Consider the following 21,730-nt stretch of genomic DNA (forward strand, 5'->3'; position numbering starts at 1 on the left):
GCCCTCCTCAGGCGGCTTTCAGCCGGTTCACGTCAAAGGCCGCCACTTCGTCCATCAGCGCCTCGGCTTGGTCCAGGAATTCCCGGTTGTCATGCATCCACGGGTGAAAGCCCGGGCGGAAGAAATCGAACCAGTCCGGCAGCGCCCGGCGCAGTACGCCCGGTCGACCTACCGTCAGGTTTGCCACCTTCCACCAGCCTTTCAGGTTAAGCAGACCGCCGGACTTCGCCACCATGACCGTGTAAAACGGCAGGTACAGACTCCAGAACAGGGCATTGGCCAACAGGAACGCGCCCACCCGCAAGCCATAGGCTTTGATGCCCTTGCCCACCACCTGCTCGAAGGCATCGAAGCACACCGCCTTGTGTTCGGTTTCCTCAATGGCATGCCAGCGCCAGATCGCCGAATAATGCGGGTCCACCCCCTCCATCAATTCGGTATTGCGCAGCAGCATGTCCCCCAGCACAGCGGTCAAGTGCTCCAGTGCTACCGTGCCCGCCAACTGCACCGAGCACGGCGCCTTCTTCATCAGCTCCAGCAACCGCACCACCACCGCATCCAGGGCCTCGATGGGCATCCCTTCCGCCTGTAATGCTTCGTTGTATTCTTCGTGCTCGCGGGTGTGGAAGCCTTCCTGACCGATAAAGGCGGAGACCTGTTCCTTCAGGTGCGGGTCGGTGATTTCCTGGCGGTAGTTGCGCACGCTCTGAATAAAGAAGCGTTCCCCCGCCGGGAAGAAAATCGACAGGGTGTTATAGAACTGGGAGATATGCAGCCCGCCCGGATTCCAGCTCAATGCCTTGCCGGCGGGCAGCCCGAATTTGAGATTCCGGCGCACCGGATCAACCTGAATTGTCATTGTCATGCCCCTTGAACAGATCGGATTGATCGGATGCTAGGGCCATGAGAATGACAGGCTCAATAGTTACATTGAGCAATGTTATGGTTTGTTGATATGGGTCAAATCAGGCGGGAAGAAGAATACATACAGCCCAATATCGTTTACCAAAAGAGAGCAATGAGCAGGCTCAGCACGGCTAAATTCCAGGGCAACCCTGCTGAAGATAACCGCATACGTCAGCCAGATAAGACCATATACCCGCAGCGGATTGACCATTAGCTCCCAGGCTGTGAAGGTCGAAGCCACACCAAAACCCAGGAAAACCACACGATGCGTTTGATCGGATTACTACTGGCCCTGCTGGCTGTGGGCTGGCTGGTCATGACCCAGCTACAAAGCACTCCAACACCGAGCCTGTCCGCCGAAGACAGCGCCGGCACAGCCGTGCAGGCGCCCCGTAATGCCGAAGAGCTGAAGGCCTTCGAAGACCATGTGAATCGTATGTCGGATCAGCAGAACGCCAAGACCCGGGAAGCGCTGGAGCAGATCCAGTAGACCCCGCATTACGGTTTAAAAAACAAGCCGGTGATCCGGATGGCGCTTCATGTAGGAGCGCCGCTCTCTGTGCTCTGCGAGTATGAGGCGCGAACCGACGAGCCCTCCGGCAACGTCTGCTTCCAATCAGCCGCTGGACCGCTGCGAAAGAAACACCCAGCCAAAAAACAACATGAAGGCCAGATCATTCAGCCCATAGATGCTGTAGAACACCCCGGCAAACAGGTCCTGCTCATACACCGCACCAAGACTATGGTTCGCCATCCACAGCCCCCACACCACCACGTACACCAGCTTCTCGATGGCAAAAGCCGCCGCCAACCAGCGGAGATTGCCCTGAATAAACGCCGCCCCCAGATAGGCCAACCCCCACACCACAATCATCAGCAGCCCGAAGTTGGACATAACCACCGGATCAGCCTGATTGATGGCATCATTGGTGAATGCACGGGAAAAAAGCAGCACGCCGCCGATATTCATCAAGGCGGCGGCAATAAAACCGTTTCTGATCAGGTTGGGGTTCATTGTTTCTCCTCAGAATTTAAGGCACGGGGCAAGACCTCGACCCTCGTGTCCCACATGCGCCTTTTATACGGACTTAACTGCATCAATTAACCCGTCTCCGAGCTTTACAAGGCAGTTTAGCAGTGAATCCACATCACTATTTTTAATAACAACCCTTTGCCCAACCACATAAGATACATCGTTTGACTTTTCGATATATCGAGAATCCACGATGCCATCATTGTGCGCCAACAAATGCCTCTTCTGAAATAGAGTATTAAGTGACGCAAGCTCTTGATGACTCAGCCAATCACCGTACCCATAATTAATAGCCTCTTGCCAAAGCTGGCTACCCTGATCTAAACGCTGAAAGGCATTAAACGGCGGCTCATCATATTTTGAATAAAGACCCTCACAATATTTTTGAAACGCAGTGACGCCATCTAAAATACAGCTTTCTAGTATAGAACGACATGTGACTTCAGCCTCATCCAATCCAGCGACATCCGTTAATGCTTTTTTTATGACTTCAATATTCTCTTTCTTGCTTCTTATTTTACGGATAGCGTCAGAGTAATTTTGAGTGACTGAATTTTCTCCACAGCATGGGCAAAAGAAGGCATTTCCAATTACTGAGAAGTGCGCAGCGCAGCTCTCACACTCAATTTCGAGTTCCATTTCGTCAACTGCCTCTGCTGGCAGCGCATAAGTGCTTTTCTTTCCACCAGAAACTTTCATAGACACTGACAGAAATTTATATTTTTTTTGTTTTCTATTAAATTTATCAGCGCCAGATACCAATGCATTATGAATGGTATTTTCAACAACTCTCTTTGCCTCAACAAGGCTATGCTCAACTTGTGCTTTCGTAAACCACTGATCTGCTGGAGCTTGATGTCTACATAACGGACACCAAACGGCTTCGTCTTTGAATAGGTTAGACCAGTCCTCATGTTCGACTTTGAATAAGAATTCACAGTCCTCATTTGGACACTGCTTATCAATAAATCCTTTTTTGTCCTTTTCTATAGGAATAGAAACTGAAGTTAAGCCATTTAAGGCCTTGCTTAAATCTTCAAACATTTATCACTCCTTTCTATTCCCCATAACGCCTCAAACACCCGCGCAGTTCACTGCGCCCGAGTGCTTTGACTTGTTACGATTGTTTTGTGCCGCTCAATCTAACCCTGACTAATTTGGGCGCAATAGTTTGCTGCAGAACCAATACAACAATTTTTTCGGATGCCAGATCAAGCAGATTTAGTTGCTTATCTTTCCGAATCTGTGGAACCAGACCGGACCATTCCTCGCCTGGATTGAGCACTCTTGGTAATGGGTCTTGCATTCCAGCGTTAGGAAATACATATTCCTCTGTGTTTCGCTTCATGATGTATTCTATAAACGAAGGATATATTTCGGCGCCCACCATTTTGATGGTTGTAGGCCTAGTTCCTTTATTGGTAGCAGAAACCTTAATCCAATACTTATCCTCTAGCTCTGGTTCTCCAATAACAGTCATATTTGGCCGAACAGTCATTTCAATCGCAGCCTTATCACGCCTCCATTTCCAGACGTCCCAAAACAACACGGCGGTTGCGATAGTTGCGCCCCACCAAGCTGCATAATTCGTAATTTGATCAGCGCTCATCGCTCTTCCAAAAATCGTAACAGGTATTAGGAAGCCCGCTCGAATACCCAATGAACGTGCCGGCTTCATATCACATTTATCAAATTTACATACCGACCGATAAAAGCAGAAATCTCAATGGGTTACAACGGCGTCCGTTCCGGGCGGCTGTGATATGAGGAAGGCATCGTTTCTGGATAAGCGCCGGGCATAAGGTTCTCTTCTACCCGTTTGGGGACAGCTGTCTACGAGAGTACGCTTTTGGCGGGGTGTTCGCGGCTCAAGCGCCGCTCCTACAAGTACATTTCACCTTCAGAAGTAACAGGCAGGGCCGGACGGCCCTGCCCTGGTGGGATTCAGCCTTTATTCTTCCAATCCAGGCTATACAGATCGTGCCGGCGATCGCGCAGGTTGGTCACCGACCCTTCCCGGTGCAGCAGCTTCAGCTTCTCCAGATCCACATCTGCAAACATCAGCATCTCGGTATTGGGGACCGACTCACTGATAATCGCATCGTGGGGGAAGTAGAAGTCGCTGGGGGAAAACACCGAGGACTGGGCGTACTGGATGTCCACGGCGTCGACCCGTGGCAGGTTGCCCACGGAGCCGGCGATGGCCACGTAGCATTCGTTTTCGATGGCGCGGGCCTGGGCGCAGTGGCGTACGCGCAGGTAGCCGTTTTTGGTGTCGGTCCAGAATGGGACGAAGAGGATGTCCATCTTTTCGTCGGCAAGGACGCGGCCCAGTTCGGGGAATTCCACGTCGTAGCAGATGAGGATGCCCACCCTGCCCGCGTCGGTGTCGAATACCTGCAGCTTGTTGCCGCCCTGGATGACCCAATCGCGGCGTTCGTGGGGGGTGATGTGGATCTTGTATTGGGCTTCCACAGAACCATCGCGGCGCATCAGGTAGGCCACGTTGTAGACTTTTTCGTCTTCGATGACGGGCATGGAGCCGCCGACGATGTTGATGTTGTAGCTCACCGCCATGTCGGCCAGGGCATCGCGCACTTCGTCGGTGAAGCTGGCCAGGAAGCGTACCGCTTCTACGGAGTTCAGTTCCGGGCGCAGGCCCATGAGCGGTGCGCTGAAGAATTCCGGTAGCACGGCGAAGTCGGCCCGGTAGTCAGACAGGGCATCGATGAAGAATTCCACCTGGTTGAGCAGATCCTGCACGTCGCGGGCGGCGCGCATGCGGCGCTGGACCACGCCCACACGCACCACGGTACGGCGCGGCCATTCGGCATCGTCGTCTTCCGGCTCGTAGAGAATGTTGTCCCATTCCAGCAGGGTGGCGTAGCCGTGGGAATCTTCGTCTTCCGGCAGGTAGGCCTTCATCAGACGTTTCACGTCGAAGCCATTGGACAGCTGGAACGACAGGATAGGATCGTAGATAGCGCGGGCTTCTACCTGCTCGATGTATTCGGTAACCGGCATCTGGTCGGAATAGTTGGTATAGCCGGGCAGTCGGCCACCGGCGAGGATGGCACGCAGGTTTTCCTCGCGGCACAGTTCCTTGCGGGCTTCATAGAGCCGACGGCCCAGGCGGTAGCCGCGGTATTCCTTGTCCACGAACACATCCAGCCCGTAGAGCGCATCGCCCTTCTTGTCGTGGGACTGCACCTTGTCGTCGGTGATCAGGTCTTCGTAGCGGTGCGGGTTGGAGAAGCGGTCGTATTTCACCTTGATGGTCAGCGCGGTGGCCACCAGCTCGCCGTTGTCCTCGATCACCAGTTGCCCGTCCGGGAAAATGCGGATCAGGGTCTTGATGGTGTCTTCCGGCCAGGCGCCGCCGATGTCGTGGTAGACCTGGTTCATGAGAAGCGCCAGCGCGGGGTAATCGTCCTCGGTGAGGGTGCGCAGACGCAGGCGAGTGGTTTCTTCTGCCATAACAGAACAGCTCCTTCAGAAGCCGGCTCCGGGATCACCGGTGCCGGGCAAATTATGCATTAAGCGGCGGAAAGGGAATCAGCCAGCTCATGTCCCGATTCTGCAACGCATGCATGCCGCTGGGATAGAGCGCCACGCCATCGGGGCGAATAAAAATCACGCCGCCGCCGTTGAGACCGACATAGCCGGATTGATGCTCGTTCACAAAGCCGCAGTCATCCTGCCAGTCCGGTTGCAGGGAGGGTGGAATGGTTTCATAGCCGATGACACCATTGGCCAGGGGGTCGTCGATGGCCACGCGGTCGCGATACAGGCCCACGGCATCCTCCCCCACCAGCAGTACCATGCCCTGGTGAAAATGCAGCAGCGTGACATTGCCGCGCCGGGGCAACGGGAGGTTTTCCTGTAGGTCGATAATGGTATCCATGAAACAAATAATCCTGACTAATCGGACGGATAAATGGCTGAAAACATTGTAATACTTACCGGCGCAGGAATCTCGGCGGAATCCGGTATCAAGACATTCCGCGCCGCCGACGGGCTGTGGGAGAACCACCAGGTGGAAGATGTGGCCACGCCGGAGGCGTTTCTGCGCGATGCCACCCTGGTGCAGAACTTCTACAACAAACGCCGTGAACAGCTGCTCAGCGCGGCCATCAAGCCCAATGCGGCGCATCAGGCGCTGGCGAAGCTGGAACAGGCGTTTCCCGCCGGCCAGGTGCTGCTGGTGACCCAGAACATCGACAACCTGCACGAACGAGCCGGCAGCCGCAACCTGATTCACATGCACGGCGAGCTACTCAAGGGGCGCTGCCAGGCCAGCGGCGGCCTGGTGGAGGTGACCGGCGAGCTGACCCCGGCCCTGCCCTGCCCGCTCTGCGGCGCCAAGGGCTGCCTGCGGCCCCATGTGGTGTGGTTCGGGGAAATGCCCCTGGAGATGGAGCGGATCTACCAGGCCCTGGCGAGCTGCGACCGCTTTATCAGCATCGGCACCAGCGGCAATGTGTACCCGGCGGCAGGCTTTGTGGAAGAAGCCAACCGCCACGGAGCACATACGGTGGAGCTGAATCTGGAGCCCTCCCAGCGGCTCACCGCCTTTGCCGAGCACAAGCATGGGCTGGCCACGGAGCTGGTGCCGGCGTATGTGGAGGAGTTGATCGCCGGGTTATAGCGGCAAGCTACAAGCTACAAGCTGCAACACGGGGCAGGCTTTACGGTATCCGCCACGGATGGGACTTCGCGCTGATACGCCGCAACGCGGGCATAACCTGTTCCATTACCCGAGACCTATCCCGCGCCTTGTAGCTTGTAGCTTGAGACCGCCCCAATTACCCCCATCTATCTATCCCAGAGCCCGCCCCGTATTTCTCTGGCCGCCTGATTGGGCTAGACTGCTTCACCTCTACAAAAGGAGTGTCAGCCAGAGCCGCCCGCCATAGAACGGGGCCCGGGGCCTCCAGCAACGACAGGTAGTAAAGACCATCATGACCGATAAACAGGTAGACGATCTCAATATCGCTTCACAGGAAGTGTTGATTACCCCCAATGCGCTGAAGGCAGAGCTGCCGCTTTCCGACAATGCTCGCCAGACCGTGATTGAGGGCCGCGAGACGATCCGTAATATCCTCGACCGCAAGGACCACCGTCTGTTCGTGGTGATTGGCCCCTGCTCTATCCATGACACCAAGGCGGCCATGGAGTACGCGCAGAAGCTGAAGGCGCTGGCCGAGGAAGTGAAGGACACCATCTACCTGGTGCTGCGCGTCTATTTTGAAAAGCCCCGTACTACCGTGGGCTGGAAGGGGCTGATCAATGACCCCTACATGAACGATTCCTTCAAGGTGCAGGACGGCCTGCACATTGCCCGCAAGCTGCTGCTGGATGTGGCCGAGCTGGGTCTGCCTACTGCTACCGAGGCGCTGGACCCGACGACGCCGCAGTACGTGCAGGATCTGATTGCCTGGAACGCCATCGGCGCACGCACCACCGAAAGCCAGACTCACCGGGAAATGTCATCCGGTCTGTCCAGCCCGGTGGGCTTCAAGAACGGCACCGACGGCAGCCTGGATGTGGCGGTGAATGCCATGCTCAGCGTGAAGCACCCGCACCGTTTCCTGGGCATCGACCCGGAAGGCCGGGTGGCGCTGACCACCACCAAGGGCAACCAGTACGGCCACGTGGTACTGCGTGGCGGCGGTGGCAAGCCGAACTACGATTCCGTTTCTGTGGCGCTGGCCGAGCAAGCGCTGGAGAAAGCCGGTGTGTCCACCAACATCATGGTGGATTGCTCCCATTCCAATTCCAACAAGGACCCAAGCCTGCAGCCGCTGGTAATGGAGAACATTTCCAACCAGATTCTGGAAGGCAACCAATCCATTGTTGGCTTGATGGTGGAATCGCACCTGAAGTTCGGTAACCAGAAGCTACCGGCGAATCTGGACGACCTGGAATACGGCGTGTCGATTACCGATGGCTGCATCGCCTGGGACACCACCGAGAAAGCCATTCGCGACATGGCCGACAAGCTGCGTGACGTACTGCCCAAGCGCAACGACTGAACGCTGGCTGATACGAAAAAGCCGCCTTGATGGCGGCTTTTTTTGTGTCCAGGGTTTTTGATCCTCTGTAGGAGCCAGCCTGCTGGCGATCTGCTGGTGTTGCGCATCGATCGCCAGCAGGCTGGCTCCTACAGTTGGTTTTTTCCATAAAACGGTTCCCTTCAATCTGCCCCCTGACCGTCGCCACCGACCGCGTAGGGTGCACTGAGCCTAAGGCGAACTGCACCGATCCGGCGTTTGATGGTGCAGTTCGCCTTAGGCTCAGTGCACCCTACGCTTGGTAATCCGTCGGTGTTTGCGACCATAAAAAAAGCCCGGCGCGAAGGCCGGGCTTTTTTATGTTGCGTTATTGAGCAGATGCTTAGAGCAAACCACCCAGCAGGCTGTCGAACAGATCCGTCAGGGCGTTACCGGATTCCAGAGAGATGCCCTCTCCAGTTTCCTGGTTCGCCAGACAAGCCAGACCCAGAGTCAGCGACAGATTACCTTCGTCATTAAAGGCACTCAGTAGCGGACAGCCGGGCAGCAGACCGATCTGCTCGGAGTTGAGCAGCTCCACGTTGTCCAGGGACTCGATGAAGCACTGGGTCGGATCCACGGTACCGGTTCCAGAGTTTTCCGGGCACACCTGATCGGTGAGCGGGTTCGGCTCGCTCAACGGGCCCAACAGCTCTTCCAGGGCAGCAAGGCCGGCGCCGGCTTCGGTCAGACAGTCAGTGGGCGTGGTGGGACCCACCGCACCAGCAGCGGTTTCCGGGCAGAACTGCTCCAGCAGCGGGGCTAGCGGGTTGTCGCCACCGCCACCACCGGGCAGACCACCACCGGCCGCTTCCATGAAGCAGGCAGCCGGATCGATCGGCGCGTTAGCCGCCGCTTCCGGGCACAGCGCCTCGGTCAATGGGTTGGGACCCAACAGCAGCTCTTCCACGTTGCCGAAGCTGTTACCGGCTTCAGTCAGGCAGTCGATCGGCGTGGTCGGACCCAGATCCGCATCAGACGTATTGGGGCAGAACTGCTCGAGCACTGGCGCCAGCGGGTTGCCATCGGCACCCGGCAGACCACCACCGCCCGGAGCAAAACCACCGGCCGCTTCCATGAAGCAGGCAGCGGGGTCGATCGGCGCGTTAGCAGCCGCTTCCGGGCACAGTTGCTCGGTCAGCGGATTGGAACCCAGCAGCAGGTCCTGCACGTCGCCGAAGTTACCACCGGCTTCGGTCAGACAGTCGATCGGTGTGGTCGGACCCAGATCTGCTTCAGAGGTAGCCGGGCAGAACTGCGCCAGTACTGGCTCCAGCGGGTTGCCGTCAGCACCTGGCAGACCACCACCGCCCGGGGCAAAGCCACCGGCTGCTTCTTCGAAGCAGGCTGCAGGATCAATCGGGCTGTTCGCCGCCGCTTCCGGGCACAGTTGCTCGGTCAGCGGGTTGGAACCCAGCAGCAGGTCTTGCACGTCGCCAAAGTTACCACCGGCTTCGGTCAGACAGTCGATCGGAGTGGTCGGACCCAGATCAGCCATGGAGGTTTCCGGGCAGAACTGCGCCAATACTGGCTCCAGCGGATTGCCGTCGGCACCTGGCAGACCACCGCCACCCGGGGCAAAGCCACCGGCGGCTTCTTCAAAGCAGGCAGCAGGATCAATCGGGCTGTTGGCCGCTGCTTCCGGGCACAGTTGCTCGGTCAGCGGGTTGGAACCCAGCAACAGGTCCTGCACGTCGCCGAAGTTACCACCGGCTTCGGTCAGACAGTCGATCGGAGTGGTCGGACCCAGATCAGCCATGGAGGTTTCCGGGCAGAACTGCGCCAGTACCGGCTCCAGCGGGTTGCCGTCGGCACCTGGCAGACCACCGCCACCCGGGGCAAAGCCACCGGCTGCTTCTTCGAAGCAAGCTGCGGGATCAATCGGGCTGTTCGCCGCTGCTTCGGGGCACAGTTGCTCGGTCAGCGGGTTGGAACCCAGCAGCAGGTCTTGCACGTCGCCAAAGTTACCACCGGCTTCGGTCAGACAGTCGATCGGCGTGGTCGGACCCAGATCGGCCATGGAGGTTTCCGGGCAGAACTGCGCGAGTACCGGCTCCAGCGGGTTGCCGTCGGCACCTGGCAGACCACCGCCACCCGGGGCAAAGCCACCGGCTGCTTCTTCAAAGCAAGCTGCGGGATCAATCGGGCTGTTAGCTGCGGCTTCCGGGCACAGTTGCTCGGTCAGCGGGTTGGAGCCCAGCAGCAGGTCTTGCACGTCGCCGAAGTTGCCACCGGCTTCCGTCAGACAGTCGATCGGAGTCGTCGGACCTAGATCTGCTTCAGAAGTTGCAGGGCAGAACTGGGCCAGTACTGGCTCCAGCGGGTTGCCGTCGGCACCTGGCAGACCACCGCCGCCCGGGGCAAAGCCACCGGCGGCTTCTTCGAAGCAAGCTGCGGGATCAATCGGGCTGTTGGCCGCTGCTTCCGGGCACAGTTGCTCGGTCAGCGGGTTGGAGCCCAGCAACAGGTCTTGCACGTCGCCGAAGTTACCACCGGCTTCCGTCAGACAGTCGATCGGAGTGGTCGGACCCAGGTCGCCCATGGAGGTTTCCGGGCAGAACTGCGCCAGAACCGGCTCCAGCGGGTTACCGTCAGCACCTGGCAGACCACCGCCACCCGGGGCAAAGCCACCGGCTGCTTCAGAGAAACAGGCTGCGGGATCGATCGGGCTGTTCGCCGCGGCTTCCGGGCACAGTTGCTCGGTCAGCGGGTTGGAGCCCAGCAGCAGGTCCTGCACGTCCTGGAAGTTACCGCCAGCTTCCGCCAGGCAGTCGATCGGTGTGGATGGGCCGAGGTCCGCCATGGCGGTTTCCGGGCAGAACTGCTCAAGGGCAGGGGCGAACGGATTGCTACCGCCGTCGCCTCCACCGCCGCCGCCATCACCACCACCTGGAATGCCACCGCCCATCAGGGCTTCAGCAAAACACTGGGGAGGATCAATTCGGCCATCCGCATTATCTTCAGGACAAATCTGCTCGGTCAGAGGATTACTGGCGGTGAGCATATCGTAAATGTCTACGTAGGCACGGCTGGCTTCGTTAAGGCAGTTGACAGGCGTTTCCGGGCCCACCTCCTGTTCGCCGGTTTCCGGGCAAAGCTGAGCAAGCAGCTGGTCAGAACCGGGGAGACCGCCATCACCACCAGGCAAGTCGCCACCGCCGCCAACGGCTTCCGTAAAGCAGGCTGCCGGATCAATCGGGCTATTCGCCGCCGCTTCCGGACACAGTTGTTCGGTCAGCGGGTTGGAGCCACCGATCATGTCGCCGATGTTCTGGAAGTTACCGGCTGCTTCCTGCAGACAGGCCGCCGGGAAGGTCGCGGAGCCATCAAAGGAAGTATCGGTATCGTAGATGAAATCCTGATCCAGCATTTCACCATTGAAAGTGAGCGTGGCATCGAATACCTCTGCCGCTTCCGGGCAGAACTGCTGTACTACCGGATTCAGTGACAGCTCGTAGCCGGTATCTTCCTCTGCAGCGTCCTCGCTTTCATCCAGGCAGGCTTCCGGGTCAACGGAACCGTCCTCCCCGGCATCGCCGGACGCACCGGGACACAAGGCATCGGTTAACTCGTTCTGATCGTCGATAATCTCTGCGATTTCCGGAGGCAGGGCGCGGGCCGCCGGGCTGGATTCGGCAGGCGTTGAGCTGCTGCCTCCACCGCCACAGGCCGTCAGCAATGCCGCCAGGGCGCTGCTGCCTACCAGAAGTTTGAATTGATTAGCCAAGATGAACCCCTCCATCGTACTTTGTCGTCATTATGGTCTCCGAACGGAGACTGGCATCACCGACTATGGAAGGGATGTGCAATCTGCTGTAGAGCAAGGAAGTTGGCCAACTGTAATCAAGCGTAGCCAGCGTTACGGAACCGTGTCTGAACTCCGATCAAGGCTACTTTTGATAACAATTTACCCTTTGCCTGCGGAATCCAGCCTGCCAACCACGGTTGCCCGTGCGCGGACATGACGGTCTCGATCGCGATCACTGAGATGACCATGCACAAAGGCGCCGATTTCCTGCAGGGCCAGGCCGGCCTCGGGGAGCCAGGCCGCCAGGGCATGAAATACATGGGGCATACGATCCCAGACCTGCAATTGGCAATCCGCGCCCGCTTTTTCTGCCTGCTCGGCAATGCGCACCGCATCGCTGTAAAGCAGTTCGTTGCTGCCCACCTGCACCAGCAACGGTGGCAGGCCGGTGAAGTCGGCAAAGACCGGTGAAATCATCGGAGAGGCCGGATCATAACCCTGACTGTATGACGCGGAGACAAATTCTAGTGCGCCCAGGGGAATCAGAGGCTCTTTGTCTGCATTGTCACGGATACTGTCGCCAGAGCAGGTCAGGTCACCCCAGGGGCTGATCAGCACTGCCGATGAGGGCAACGGCAGTTTCAGTTCCCGCAACCGCAGCATGGTGACCAGCGCCAAATTTCCACCGGCGGAATCTCCGGCAAAGACGATATGCTCACTGCTGTAACCGGTATCCAGCAATGCCTTGTAGGCCCGAACCGCATCTTCCAGCGGTGCGGGGTACGCCCAGTCCGGCGGTTGCCGGTAATCCAGCGCCAACACCTTGGCACGGCAGTAATGACTGAGTCGCCAAGTGACAGCCCGATGGGAACGAGGCGAACCAAAAAAGTAGGCGCCGCCGTGGAAGTACAGCACCACCCGGTTGCTGCGCACCCGCCGCCCGGTGATCAACCATTCTCCAGGTACCCCGCCCACCTGGGCCCGTGAGATATGCACGTCGGAGGGCACCGGCAATGCCAGCGTGACGGCGTCGAAACCCAGCTGGGAAAATTTCATGAAACGGCGGGAAAATTTCAGCCGGCTGATTACTGGCTTGACCATGCCCCTGGCCACCGTATTGATGGCCCTGCCCTGCCAGCTTAATGCTGGATAATGTTTCTTGTTGTTCTTCATGGGTTGCGCCGCATAGAAACCGTTGCTTGGAGACTAAGCGTTGATCGGGATACGGGCAAGGTGACAGGGAAAAGCCTGTTTAACCACAGAGGACACAGAGAGCACAGAGATAAAACAAGTAGCTCTTCGCCATGCAAGCATAGCTCCCACAAAAGAAGGGGTGGTCCATATGTAGGGTGGATTAGCAGCAGACGTAATCCTCCATGGCCAGGTTGGGAATTGGTGGGTTACGCCTGCGGCTAACCCATCCTACGTTTTGATCATTGTTTGAAGGAACCTCAAACGTCAAACGCTGCAGGTTTCCAGCAAGCCACGCAGTTCCGGAATGCAGGAGCCACAGTTGGTGCCGGCCTGGCAGCATGTACCGATGGCTTCCACGCTGTCGGCGCCCTCTTCCACTGTCGCTTCGATGGTCTTCTGACGTACCTGGAAGCAACTGCAAATCACCGGCCCCAGGTCTGGGCCGGCATCCACCGGCTGCCCGGCGAGCAACGCCAGGTGCTGGGTGTCCGCCTCGTCGGCGAAACAGTTTGCCAGCCACTCCACGTCGCATAAAGGCAGCTCCTCGCCGATGGCCAGCCAGGCCAGCAGGCGCCCTTCGCTGTCCAGAGCCGCGCGGCGAAAATGCCCGGTAGCGGGATCGTTCAGTGCCAGCCACTGGGCGGCTTCGGGCATCCAGTCGTGAAGCTGTTGTTCGGTTAGGTCCGCATCGCCGGCCAGCCGATAACGTTGTACCTGGCCCGTCTGCAAAAATGCATCAACGGGAACTCGGGCCCAGTACTCCACGGCAGGAGGGGGTGCCACCGTGAACAACCAGCCATGCCAGCGGGGTTGCCAGTCGCTGACGTTGACCGGCGTATGCTTGAACGCCGGCTGGCCGGAATGCGGATCCAGACGTGCCGGCACCAGGGCGTCCACCCGGGCTCGGCGAGAAAACTGATCGGTCCAGTGCATGGGCATGAACGCAGTGCCGGGGCGTTGCCCGGCATCACTGGTTACCCGCACCAGAGCGTCACCGACCTTGCTGGCAAGGCGCACGAAACCGCCCTCCTTCAGTCGGTAACGCTCAATGTCCTTGGGGTGCAACGCGGCAAAGGGTTCGCTCAGGTGGGCAAACAGACGTCCGGCGCGACCGGTTCGTGTCATGGTGTGCCACTGGTCGCGAATACGACCGCTGTTGAGAATGATCGGGAAGGCATCGCCGATCTGACGCACCCTGGGATTCTCGCAGGCAACAAAACGGCCACGGCCATTCGGTGTGGCGAAGCATCCGTCACCAAAGCAGCGAGGGTCCCCTTGCAGCGGCCACTGTTGCGGCTGCCACTGCTCATACTGGTCGGCGCTCAGGTCCGCAGCAGCGGTCATATCCAGCCGCTTGCCAAATCTGCCCGCCAATGCGGTGAGCGCCGAGTACTCGGCAAAAATCTCGTGTTCGTGCTGATAGGGAAACGCGGAGGCGTAGCCCATGCGACGGGCCACTTCGGTAACAATCCACCAGTCCCCTTTTGCGTTGCAGGGGGCTTTCACAAAAGGACGCTGGCGCGATACACAGCGTTCGGAGTTGGTCACCATGCCGGATTTTTCACCCCAGCCCAGCGCGGGCAGACGGATATCGGCACAGGCCAGGGTGTCGCCGCTGGCCACGCAGTCGGACACCACCACGGTGTCGCAGGCCATCAGTGCATGCCGCACCCGGTCCGCTTCTGGCAGGGAATCCACCGGATTGGTGGCCATGATCCACACCGCTTTGACCTGACCGCTTTCCACCGCATTAAACAGGTCCACAGCGGTGAGGCCGTTTTCTTTCGCCAGAGATTCGGTCTGCCAGAAATCCGCCACGGCGGCATGGTGTTCCGGATTATCGATATCCAGGTGCACGGCAAGCTGGTTGGCCAACCCACCCACTTCACGCCCGCCCATGGCATTGGGCTGACCGGTGATGGAAAACGGGCTGGCTCCGGGCTTGCCCACCCGGCCGGTGGCCAGGTGGGCGTTGATGATGGCGTTGCCCTGATCAGAACCGTTGCGGGCCTGATTCACGCCCTGGGAAAATACGGTAACGGTACGCTCGCAGGCGGCAAACCAGTGATAGAAGGTGGTCAGATCTACCTTGCTCACGCCCATCTGCTCGGCCAGCGCGTCCCAATCATTTCCCTGCTGACGCGCCGTGCTCAAAGTGGCGTCGAAACCGTCGGTATGGGCATCGATATAATCCTGGTCCAGCGCGCCGTGATCATCCAGCCAGGTGAGCAGACCGTTGAACAAGGGCACATCCTGCCCCGGGCGAATGGCCAGGTGCAGATCGGCCAGATCACAGGTGGCGGTGCGGCGGGGATCAATGACCACCACTTTCATGTCCGGACGCGCCTGTTTGGCGGCGGCAATACGCTGATAGACGATGGGGTGCGCCCAGGCGGTATTGGAACCGGTGAGAATCACCAGGTCCGCCAGCTCCAGATCTTCATAGCAGCCGGGCACCACGTCTTCGCCAAAGGCGCGCTTGTGGGCCACCACCGCGCTGCTCATGCACAGACGGGAATTGGTATCGATATTGGCGCTGCCAATAAACCCTTTCATCAGTTTATTGGCCACGTAATAGTCTTCGGTGAGCAACTGGCCGGACACATAGAAAGCCACCGCATCCGGGCCGTGTTCATCGACGATGCGGCGGAACCGGTCGGCCACTTCATCCAGGGCATAATCCCAGGGGACTACCTGCCCATTCACTTCAGGCTGCAACAGGCGATCCTGATCGCCCAGGGTTTCCAGTACCGAGGACCCTTTCACACACAGGCGCCCGGCATTGGCCGGGTGCTGCTTGTCACCCTGCAGCTGGACGCCGTCGGTTTTGATGCCACAGCCCACGCCGCAGTAAGGACAGGTAGTGCAAATACTCATGCGGCAACTTCCCTCTGCTGGTCGCCACCATCGCCGGGCAGATTGCAGAAGGCTTCACCCAGTAACAGGGTGGCGCGTACCGCACTGATGTCGGTCTGGTTCCGCCATAGGTTTTCAAAGAAAGCGCTGTCGCCCACATCGCCGTACAACACCATGCCAACGATGCGGTTGTCACGGATCTGCAGCCGCCGGTAACTGCCGGGCAACTCCAGCTGCAGGGTGTCGCCATCGTCGGAGAAATCCCCAAAGGACACCAGATCAATACCGGAAATTTTCAACCGGGTGGCGGTGTCCGCATACAGGTAACGCCGATGCCCCAGCTCGGCCAGATGGCTGGCACACACTGACGCCTGCTCATACAGGGGCGCCACCAGGCCGAAGGTACGCTGGCGATGCTCCACGCATTCACCGATGGCATAGATGGCCGGGTCGAAGGTTTGCAGGGTGTCGTCCACGCGGATGCCCTGATTGACGGTGAGGCCAGCTTGGGCGGCCAGCTCGGTGCGCGGCACGATACCCACCGCCTGCACCACATAGTCGGCAGGCAGTCGCTGTCCGTCGCCCAGGTGTACGGCAGCGACACCGCCGTGACCGTTATCTTCGATGGATTGGGTGCGCGCCTGCATGGCGAATTTCAGGCCCCGGGCTTCCAGATCCTGTTGCAGGCGATGGCCTGCCGCTTTATCCAGTTGCTGGTTAAGCAGGTGCCCGCGGCTGTGTACCAGAGTCACATCGTGCCCCTGTTTCACCAGCGCATCGGCTGCCTCCAATCCCAGAAAGCCACCACCCACGACCACTACTCGGGCAGCCGGCAGCGACAATAATGTCCTCACGTCATGCAGGTCCCGAAAACTCATGACGCCTTGCAATGCCACGCCGTCCACCGGTAACTGGCGCGGGGCCGCGCCGGTGGCCAGCAGCAGGCGATCATAGCCGAGCACGTGACCCGCCGCGGTGATCACCTGACGACGATGACGGTGAATCTCCACCACCGGGGAACCGGTAATCAAACGAATATCCCGGTCGCGATACCACTGGTGGGGATAGGTGGTAATGGTCTGTTCGTCGGTGCCGCCGCCCAGCAAGGGCGACAGCATGACCCGGTTGTAACCGGCAAAGGGCTCCTCCCCTACCACCGTGATCTGATAGAGATCCGGCGCCAGGCGGGTGAGCTCTTCCAGCAGGCGGCACGCCGCCATGCCGTTACCAATTACCACCAGTCGCTTCATTACTACATCGCCCTTGCGGTATTCAGGCCGGGACGGCCAGTTTGATCAGGTCGCCTTCCACCTGTACCGGATACACCGTGAGGGAGACGGCTTCGTCTTCCAGGCACTGGCCGGTTTCCAGATCGAAGTGCTGCTTGTAGATCGGCGAAGCCACCACTCGCTTGTCGCCCATCGAGCCGAGGATGCCCCGGCTTAGCACATTGGCCTGGCTGAACGGGTCGCGGTTATCCAGGGCGTAGAGGCTGCCATCGCTGGTGCGGAACAGGGCCGCCTGGCGACCGGGCAGGCGCACGCCTACCCCGGTGCCCGGCAGCACATCATCAAGCTTGCACACGGCTTTCCATTGCACGGCTACGGAACTGTTCATGCTTATGCCTCCTCGACCAGTTCGATACGTTCATGTTCAAAGGCCGGACGACGCTGCCCGCGCTCGCGCACGTATTTCAGGTTGTCGTCGGCGCTGTCATCGTTGACGAAATGCTTGAAGCGTTTCAGCGCTTCATCGTCTTCGATGGTGGTCTTCCACTCACACTGGTAGGTGTCGATCACATGTGCCATTTCCGCTTCCAGCTCGGCACCGATGCCCAGGGAATCGTCCAGAATTACCTGCTTGAGGTAATCCAGACCGCCTTCCAGGTTTTCCAGCCAGACGCTGGTGCGCTGCAGGCGATCGGCAGTCTTGATGTAGAACATCAGGAAGCGATCCACGGTCTTGATCAGCTGTTCGTCGGTGAGATCCGAAGCAAACAGATCCGCATGGCGGGGGCGCATGCCGCCGTTACCGCAGACATACAGGTTCCAGCCTTTCTCGGTGGCGATGACGCCCACATCCTTGCTCTGCGCTTCGGCACACTCTCGGGTACAGCCACTGACGGCCATCTTGATCTTGTGTGGGCTACGCAAGCCCTTGTAACGCTCTTCCACCTGAATGGCGGTGCCTACGGAATCCTTCACCCCGTAGCGGCACCAGGTGGAACCGACACAGGATTTCACGGTACGCAGGGACTTGCCGTAGGCATGGCCGGTTTCAAAACCGGCATCCACCAGGGTGCGCCAGATATCCGGCAGCTGCTCAACGCGGGCACCGAACAGATCCACCCGCTGACCGCCGGTGATCTTGGTGTAAAGGTCGTATTTCTTGGCCACTTCGCCTAGCACGATGAGTTTGTCCGGGGTGATTTCACCGCCGGCCACACGGGGTACCACAGAATAGGTGCCGTCCCGCTGCAGGTTGCCCAGGAAGTAGTCGTTGGTGTCCTGCAGGCCCGCGTGGGGCTTGTTCAGCACATAGTCATTCCAGCAGGATGCCAACACCGAGGCCGCGGTGGGTTTGCAGATATCACAACCTTCACCGCTGCCGTGTTTTTCCAGCAGCTCATCAAAGGTGGTGATCTGCCCTACCCGTACCAGGTGATAGATTTCCTGGCGGGAATAGGGAAAGTGCTCGCAGAGGTGGTTGTTCACTTCCACGCCACGTTTTTCCAGTTCGCTGTCCAGCACCTGTTTCACCAGCGCCGAACAACCACCACAGGTAGCCGAAGCCTTGGTGCAGGATTTCAGATCACCCACGGTCATGGCGCCATCATCAATGGCGGCACACAGGTCGCCCTTGGAGACGTTATTACAGGAACAGATCTGGGCGGTATCGGGCAGAGCATCGGCGCCCAGCAGGGGCGCACCATCGGAAACCGGGGCGACCAGTGCCGCCGGATCACCAGGCAGGTCCATCTCGTTCAGGCACAGCTGCAGCAGGTTGCCGTAATCATTGGCATCGCCTACCAGCACGGCGCCCAGCAGTTTCTTGCCACATTCGCTGATCACCGCCTTCTTGTAGATGCCGACGGTCTGATCCATGAACACGGTACTGCGTGAACCCGGAGTGTTGCCGTGGGCATCACCGATGGACGCCACGTCCACGCCCATCAGTTTCAGCTTGGTGCTCATGTCCGCGCCCAGGAATTGTTTTTCCTGTTTGCCCATCAGGTGCTCGGCGGCGATCTCCGCCATCTGGTAACCCGGCGCCACCAGACCGAAGATGCGGCCTTCCCACAACGCCACTTCACCGATGGCATAAATGCTGTCATCCGAGGTGACACAGTGGTTGTTCACCACGACACCGCCACGCTCGCCCAGCTCTAGCTCACAGGCGCGGGCCAGTTCGTCCTGGGGACGGATGCCAGCGGAGAACACGATCACATCGGTTTCCAGGTAATTGTCTTCACCGAAGTTCATCCGGTGTTTGCAGGTTTCACCGTCAACAATGTCTTTGGTGCCGGTGCTGGTGTGCACGGTGACACCCAATTCCTGAATCTTGTCCTTGAGCAGGCCGCCACCAAAGTCGTCCACCTGGACAGCCATCAGACGCGGGGCAAATTCCACCACATGGGTTTGCAGGCCCAGATCATGCAAAGCCTTGGCTGCCTCAAGACCCAGCAGGCCGCCCCCCACAACGGTGCCCACTTTGCCGTCTTTACTGGCAGCGATCATGGCATCCAGATCATCGATGGTGCGGTACACAAAACAGTTGTCTCGATCATTACCGGGAATCGGCGGCACGAACGGATAAGACCCGGTGGCCAGTACCAGCTTGTCGTAGTTCAGCGTTTCACCGGTGTTGGTAGTAACGGTGCGCGCACCACGATCAATGACATCCGCCTTGGTATTCAGCTTCAGGGTAATGTCGTGCTCGGCGAAGAACCCTTCAGGCACCAGCGACAGGTCGTCGGCGTTCTTGCCGGAAAAGTAGCTGGTTAGCCCCACGCGGTCATAGGCCGGCAGTGACTCGGCGCACAGTACGGTAATGTCGAAGTGCTCGCGGCCACCCTGGACCACCAGAGACTCTAGATAACGTTGGCCCACCATGCCGTGGCCAATAAGTAGAAGTTGTTGCTTTGCCATAAGGCTCACCCTCGCGGTGCATAACTGACACCCATCACTGAGCAAGGCCTGTGCCAACTTGCTAACTCATTATTTTTAATAGATTTATTTTGTTTTTTCGGCAATAACCACAGAACTCCTGCTTTCTTTTAATGCGTTCGTGCACGAGAAAAATGCATTTTTTCGTGCACCGCGATGACCCATAAACGCTCCCGATTTGCGCACGGTTATTGCCCTTCTCTCGATTTCTCTCCGTTTAATCCATTGAAAACAGTCACTTATCAAGGTGGCACAGGAGTTGCCTAGACCACCCTGTCGTTAACCGCCCATGCATGGAGAAGTCATGAGCGATCAAAAGCTGAATCTGTTGAATCTTTCCGCGCCACGCATCCGCCTGTTACACCTGAGCTGGCTGGCGTTCTTTATTACCTTTGTTGTGTGGTTTTCCCATGCGCCATTAATGGGGCATTTGCGCGAAGCCTTCGACCTCACCCCGGAACAGATAAAGGCGTTGCTGATTCTCAACGTGGCGCTGACCATTCCGGCCCGGGTGGTGATCGGTTCCCTGGTGGATCGCTTTGGCCCCCGGCTGGTGTTTGGCTCACTGCTGATGCTTGCCGCCCTCCCCTGTTGGGCGTTTGCGCTTTCCACTACCTATGAACAACTGGCGGTGACCCGTCTGCTGATGGGCTTTGTGGGTGCCGGTTTCGTGGTGGGCATACGCCTGATCAGCGAATGGTTCCCGGCCCGGGAAGTGGGCCTGGCGGAAGGTGTCTATGGTGGCTGGGGCAACTTCGGCTCTGCTGCCGCGGCGATTACCCTGCCTTCACTGGCTCTCTTTTACGGCGGCGATGACGGCTGGCGCTGGGCCATTGCCACCACCGGCGCCGTTTCCTTTCTCTACGGGATTTTCTTCCTGTGGCGGGCACGCAACACGCCCCAGGGCGCGTCCTATTTCAAGCCGAAGAAAGCCAGCGCGCTGGAAGTGAGCACCAGGAAAGACCTGTTCTTCTACCTGGCCATGAGCCTGCCTTTGTATATCGCCCTGCTGGTGATCGTCTGGCGCCTGGGGCCCACCAATCTTAATCTGTTCGGCCAGACCACACAGATTCTGTTGGCCGCACTGATTATCAGCCTGGCGGTGGTACAGCTTGGTCAGGCCTGGCGAGTAAACCGTGAACACCTGAAAGAAGGGGTTCCCGAGCACGACCGCTACAGCTTCAAGCAGGTAGCCATTCTGGATCTGGCGTATATGGTGACCTTCGGCTCCGAGCTGGCGGTGGTGTCCATGCTGCCACTGTTCTTTACCGATACCTTTACCCTGTCGGCAGTCACTGGCGGCCTGCTGGCCTCCGGCTATGCCTTCATGAATCTGGTGGCTCGCCCCGGTGGTGGCTGGGTCTCCGACAAGTTCGGACGCAAGAAATCATTGGCGATTCTGCTCTGCGGTCTGATGGTGGGTTACGGCCTGATGAGCCAGATAGGCAGTAGCTGGCCCATTGCCCTGGCGGTGATTGCCACCATGTGCTGTTCTTTCTTTGTGCAGGCTGGCGAGGGGGCGGTATTCGCCACCGTGCCGCTGATCAAGCGACGCCTTACCGGTCAGATCGCCGGCATGGTGGGCGCCTACGGTAACGCCGGTGCGGTGATCTTCCTGACCGTGCTGACCTTTGTGGACCCGTCCACCTTCTTCCTGGTGATTGCCGCCAGCGCTGCCGTGGCCCTGGCCGCCGTGCAGTTCCTGGATGAACCCAAAGGGCACATTGCGGAAATTGATGAGAAAGGCGACGTTCAGCTCATCGAGGTGGGCTGA

At 58.6% G+C, this 21,730-nt stretch carries 16 protein-coding genes; 4 read left to right on the top strand and 12 right to left on the bottom strand.

Going from position 1 to position 21,730, the window contains the following annotated elements:
* Positions 1-7: 7 nt before the first annotated feature.
* Complete coding sequence (locus tag ACMG4M_RS10455; protein ID WP_414429935.1) at positions 8-859, bottom strand: metal-dependent hydrolase; 852 nt, start codon at positions 857-859, stop codon at positions 8-10.
* 312 nt (positions 860-1,171) lie between these two features.
* Here ACMG4M_RS10455 and ACMG4M_RS10460 point away from each other — a divergent pair, with 312 nt between their 5' ends.
* Positions 1,172-1,396, top strand: coding sequence for a hypothetical protein (locus ACMG4M_RS10460; RefSeq protein WP_272962829.1), 225 nt, complete (start codon positions 1,172-1,174; stop codon positions 1,394-1,396).
* A 126-nt stretch (positions 1,397-1,522) separates the two neighbouring features.
* On the opposite strand, the gene ACMG4M_RS10465 is transcribed toward ACMG4M_RS10460, so the two are convergent.
* The 5 genes from ACMG4M_RS10465 to ACMG4M_RS10485 all read right to left on the bottom strand — a co-directional run bounded on the left by ACMG4M_RS10465 (position 1,523) and on the right by ACMG4M_RS10485 (position 5,843).
* Positions 1,523-1,921 carry a hypothetical protein gene (locus ACMG4M_RS10465; protein ID WP_414429936.1) on the bottom strand — a complete coding sequence of 133 codons (399 nt, stop codon included), beginning with the start codon at positions 1,919-1,921 and terminating at the stop codon, positions 1,523-1,525.
* 63 nt (positions 1,922-1,984) lie between these two features.
* Complete coding sequence (locus tag ACMG4M_RS10470) at positions 1,985-2,983, bottom strand: hypothetical protein (RefSeq protein WP_414429937.1); 999 nt, start codon at positions 2,981-2,983, stop codon at positions 1,985-1,987.
* 73 nt (positions 2,984-3,056) lie between these two features.
* On the bottom strand, positions 3,057-3,548 hold the full coding sequence (locus tag ACMG4M_RS10475; RefSeq protein ID WP_414429938.1) for a hypothetical protein: 492 nt from the start codon (positions 3,546-3,548) through the stop codon (positions 3,057-3,059).
* A 335-nt stretch (positions 3,549-3,883) separates the two neighbouring features.
* Positions 3,884-5,416, bottom strand: a complete 1,533-nt coding sequence (locus tag ACMG4M_RS10480) for a GNAT family N-acetyltransferase (protein WP_414429939.1) — start codon at positions 5,414-5,416, stop codon at positions 3,884-3,886.
* Positions 5,417-5,468: 52 nt separating this feature from the next.
* Positions 5,469-5,843 carry a hypothetical protein gene (locus ACMG4M_RS10485; protein ID WP_035244741.1) on the bottom strand — a complete coding sequence of 125 codons (375 nt, stop codon included), beginning with the start codon at positions 5,841-5,843 and terminating at the stop codon, positions 5,469-5,471.
* Positions 5,844-5,876: 33 nt separating this feature from the next.
* Here ACMG4M_RS10485 and cobB point away from each other — a divergent pair, with 33 nt between their 5' ends.
* Together cobB and ACMG4M_RS10495 are read left to right on the top strand one after the other, a co-directional pair.
* Positions 5,877-6,587, top strand: a complete 711-nt coding sequence (gene cobB / locus ACMG4M_RS10490) for a Sir2 family NAD+-dependent deacetylase (RefSeq protein WP_414429940.1) — start codon at positions 5,877-5,879, stop codon at positions 6,585-6,587.
* A gap of 313 nt (positions 6,588-6,900) precedes the next feature.
* A complete protein-coding gene (locus ACMG4M_RS10495; protein WP_272961958.1) occupies positions 6,901-7,974 on the top strand; it encodes a 3-deoxy-7-phosphoheptulonate synthase in 1,074 nt (357 codons plus the stop codon).
* A 361-nt stretch (positions 7,975-8,335) separates the two neighbouring features.
* Here ACMG4M_RS10495 and ACMG4M_RS10500 read toward each other — a convergent pair whose 3' ends face one another.
* From ACMG4M_RS10500 to nirB, 6 genes are all read right to left on the bottom strand, one after another.
* A complete protein-coding gene (locus ACMG4M_RS10500) occupies positions 8,336-11,719 on the bottom strand; it encodes a hypothetical protein (protein ID WP_414429941.1) in 3,384 nt (1,127 codons plus the stop codon).
* 180 nt (positions 11,720-11,899) lie between these two features.
* The gene (locus ACMG4M_RS10505) at positions 11,900-12,913 is read right to left on the bottom strand and encodes an alpha/beta hydrolase (protein WP_414429942.1); all 1,014 of its coding nucleotides are present in this window, start codon (positions 12,911-12,913) and stop codon (positions 11,900-11,902) included.
* A gap of 285 nt (positions 12,914-13,198) precedes the next feature.
* A complete protein-coding gene (locus tag ACMG4M_RS10510) occupies positions 13,199-15,811 on the bottom strand; it encodes a molybdopterin-dependent oxidoreductase (protein WP_414429943.1) in 2,613 nt (870 codons plus the stop codon).
* Positions 15,808-17,040 (bottom strand): NAD(P)/FAD-dependent oxidoreductase, encoded by a 1,233-nt coding sequence (locus ACMG4M_RS10515; protein ID WP_414429944.1) that lies wholly within the window; start codon positions 17,038-17,040, stop codon positions 15,808-15,810. Before ACMG4M_RS10515 ends, ACMG4M_RS10510 begins: the two co-directional genes overlap by 4 nt.
* A 22-nt stretch (positions 17,041-17,062) precedes the next feature.
* Positions 17,063-17,407: a nitrite reductase small subunit NirD gene (nirD, locus tag ACMG4M_RS10520; protein ID WP_035247378.1), complete on the bottom strand. Its 345-nt coding sequence runs from the start codon at positions 17,405-17,407 to the stop codon at positions 17,063-17,065.
* Between the two features lie 2 nt (positions 17,408-17,409).
* Positions 17,410-19,938 carry a nitrite reductase large subunit NirB gene (nirB, locus tag ACMG4M_RS10525; RefSeq protein ID WP_414429945.1) on the bottom strand — a complete coding sequence of 843 codons (2,529 nt, stop codon included), beginning with the start codon at positions 19,936-19,938 and terminating at the stop codon, positions 17,410-17,412.
* A 322-nt stretch (positions 19,939-20,260) separates the two neighbouring features.
* Between nirB and ACMG4M_RS10530 the strand changes: the two genes are divergently transcribed.
* Positions 20,261-21,730, top strand: a complete 1,470-nt coding sequence (locus ACMG4M_RS10530; RefSeq protein ID WP_035247372.1) for a NarK family nitrate/nitrite MFS transporter — start codon at positions 20,261-20,263, stop codon at positions 21,728-21,730.

Source organism: Alcanivorax sp. IL3 (assembly GCF_047495465.1).
GTDB classification, from domain to species: Bacteria; Pseudomonadota; Gammaproteobacteria; order Pseudomonadales; family Alcanivoracaceae; genus Alcanivorax; species Alcanivorax jadensis.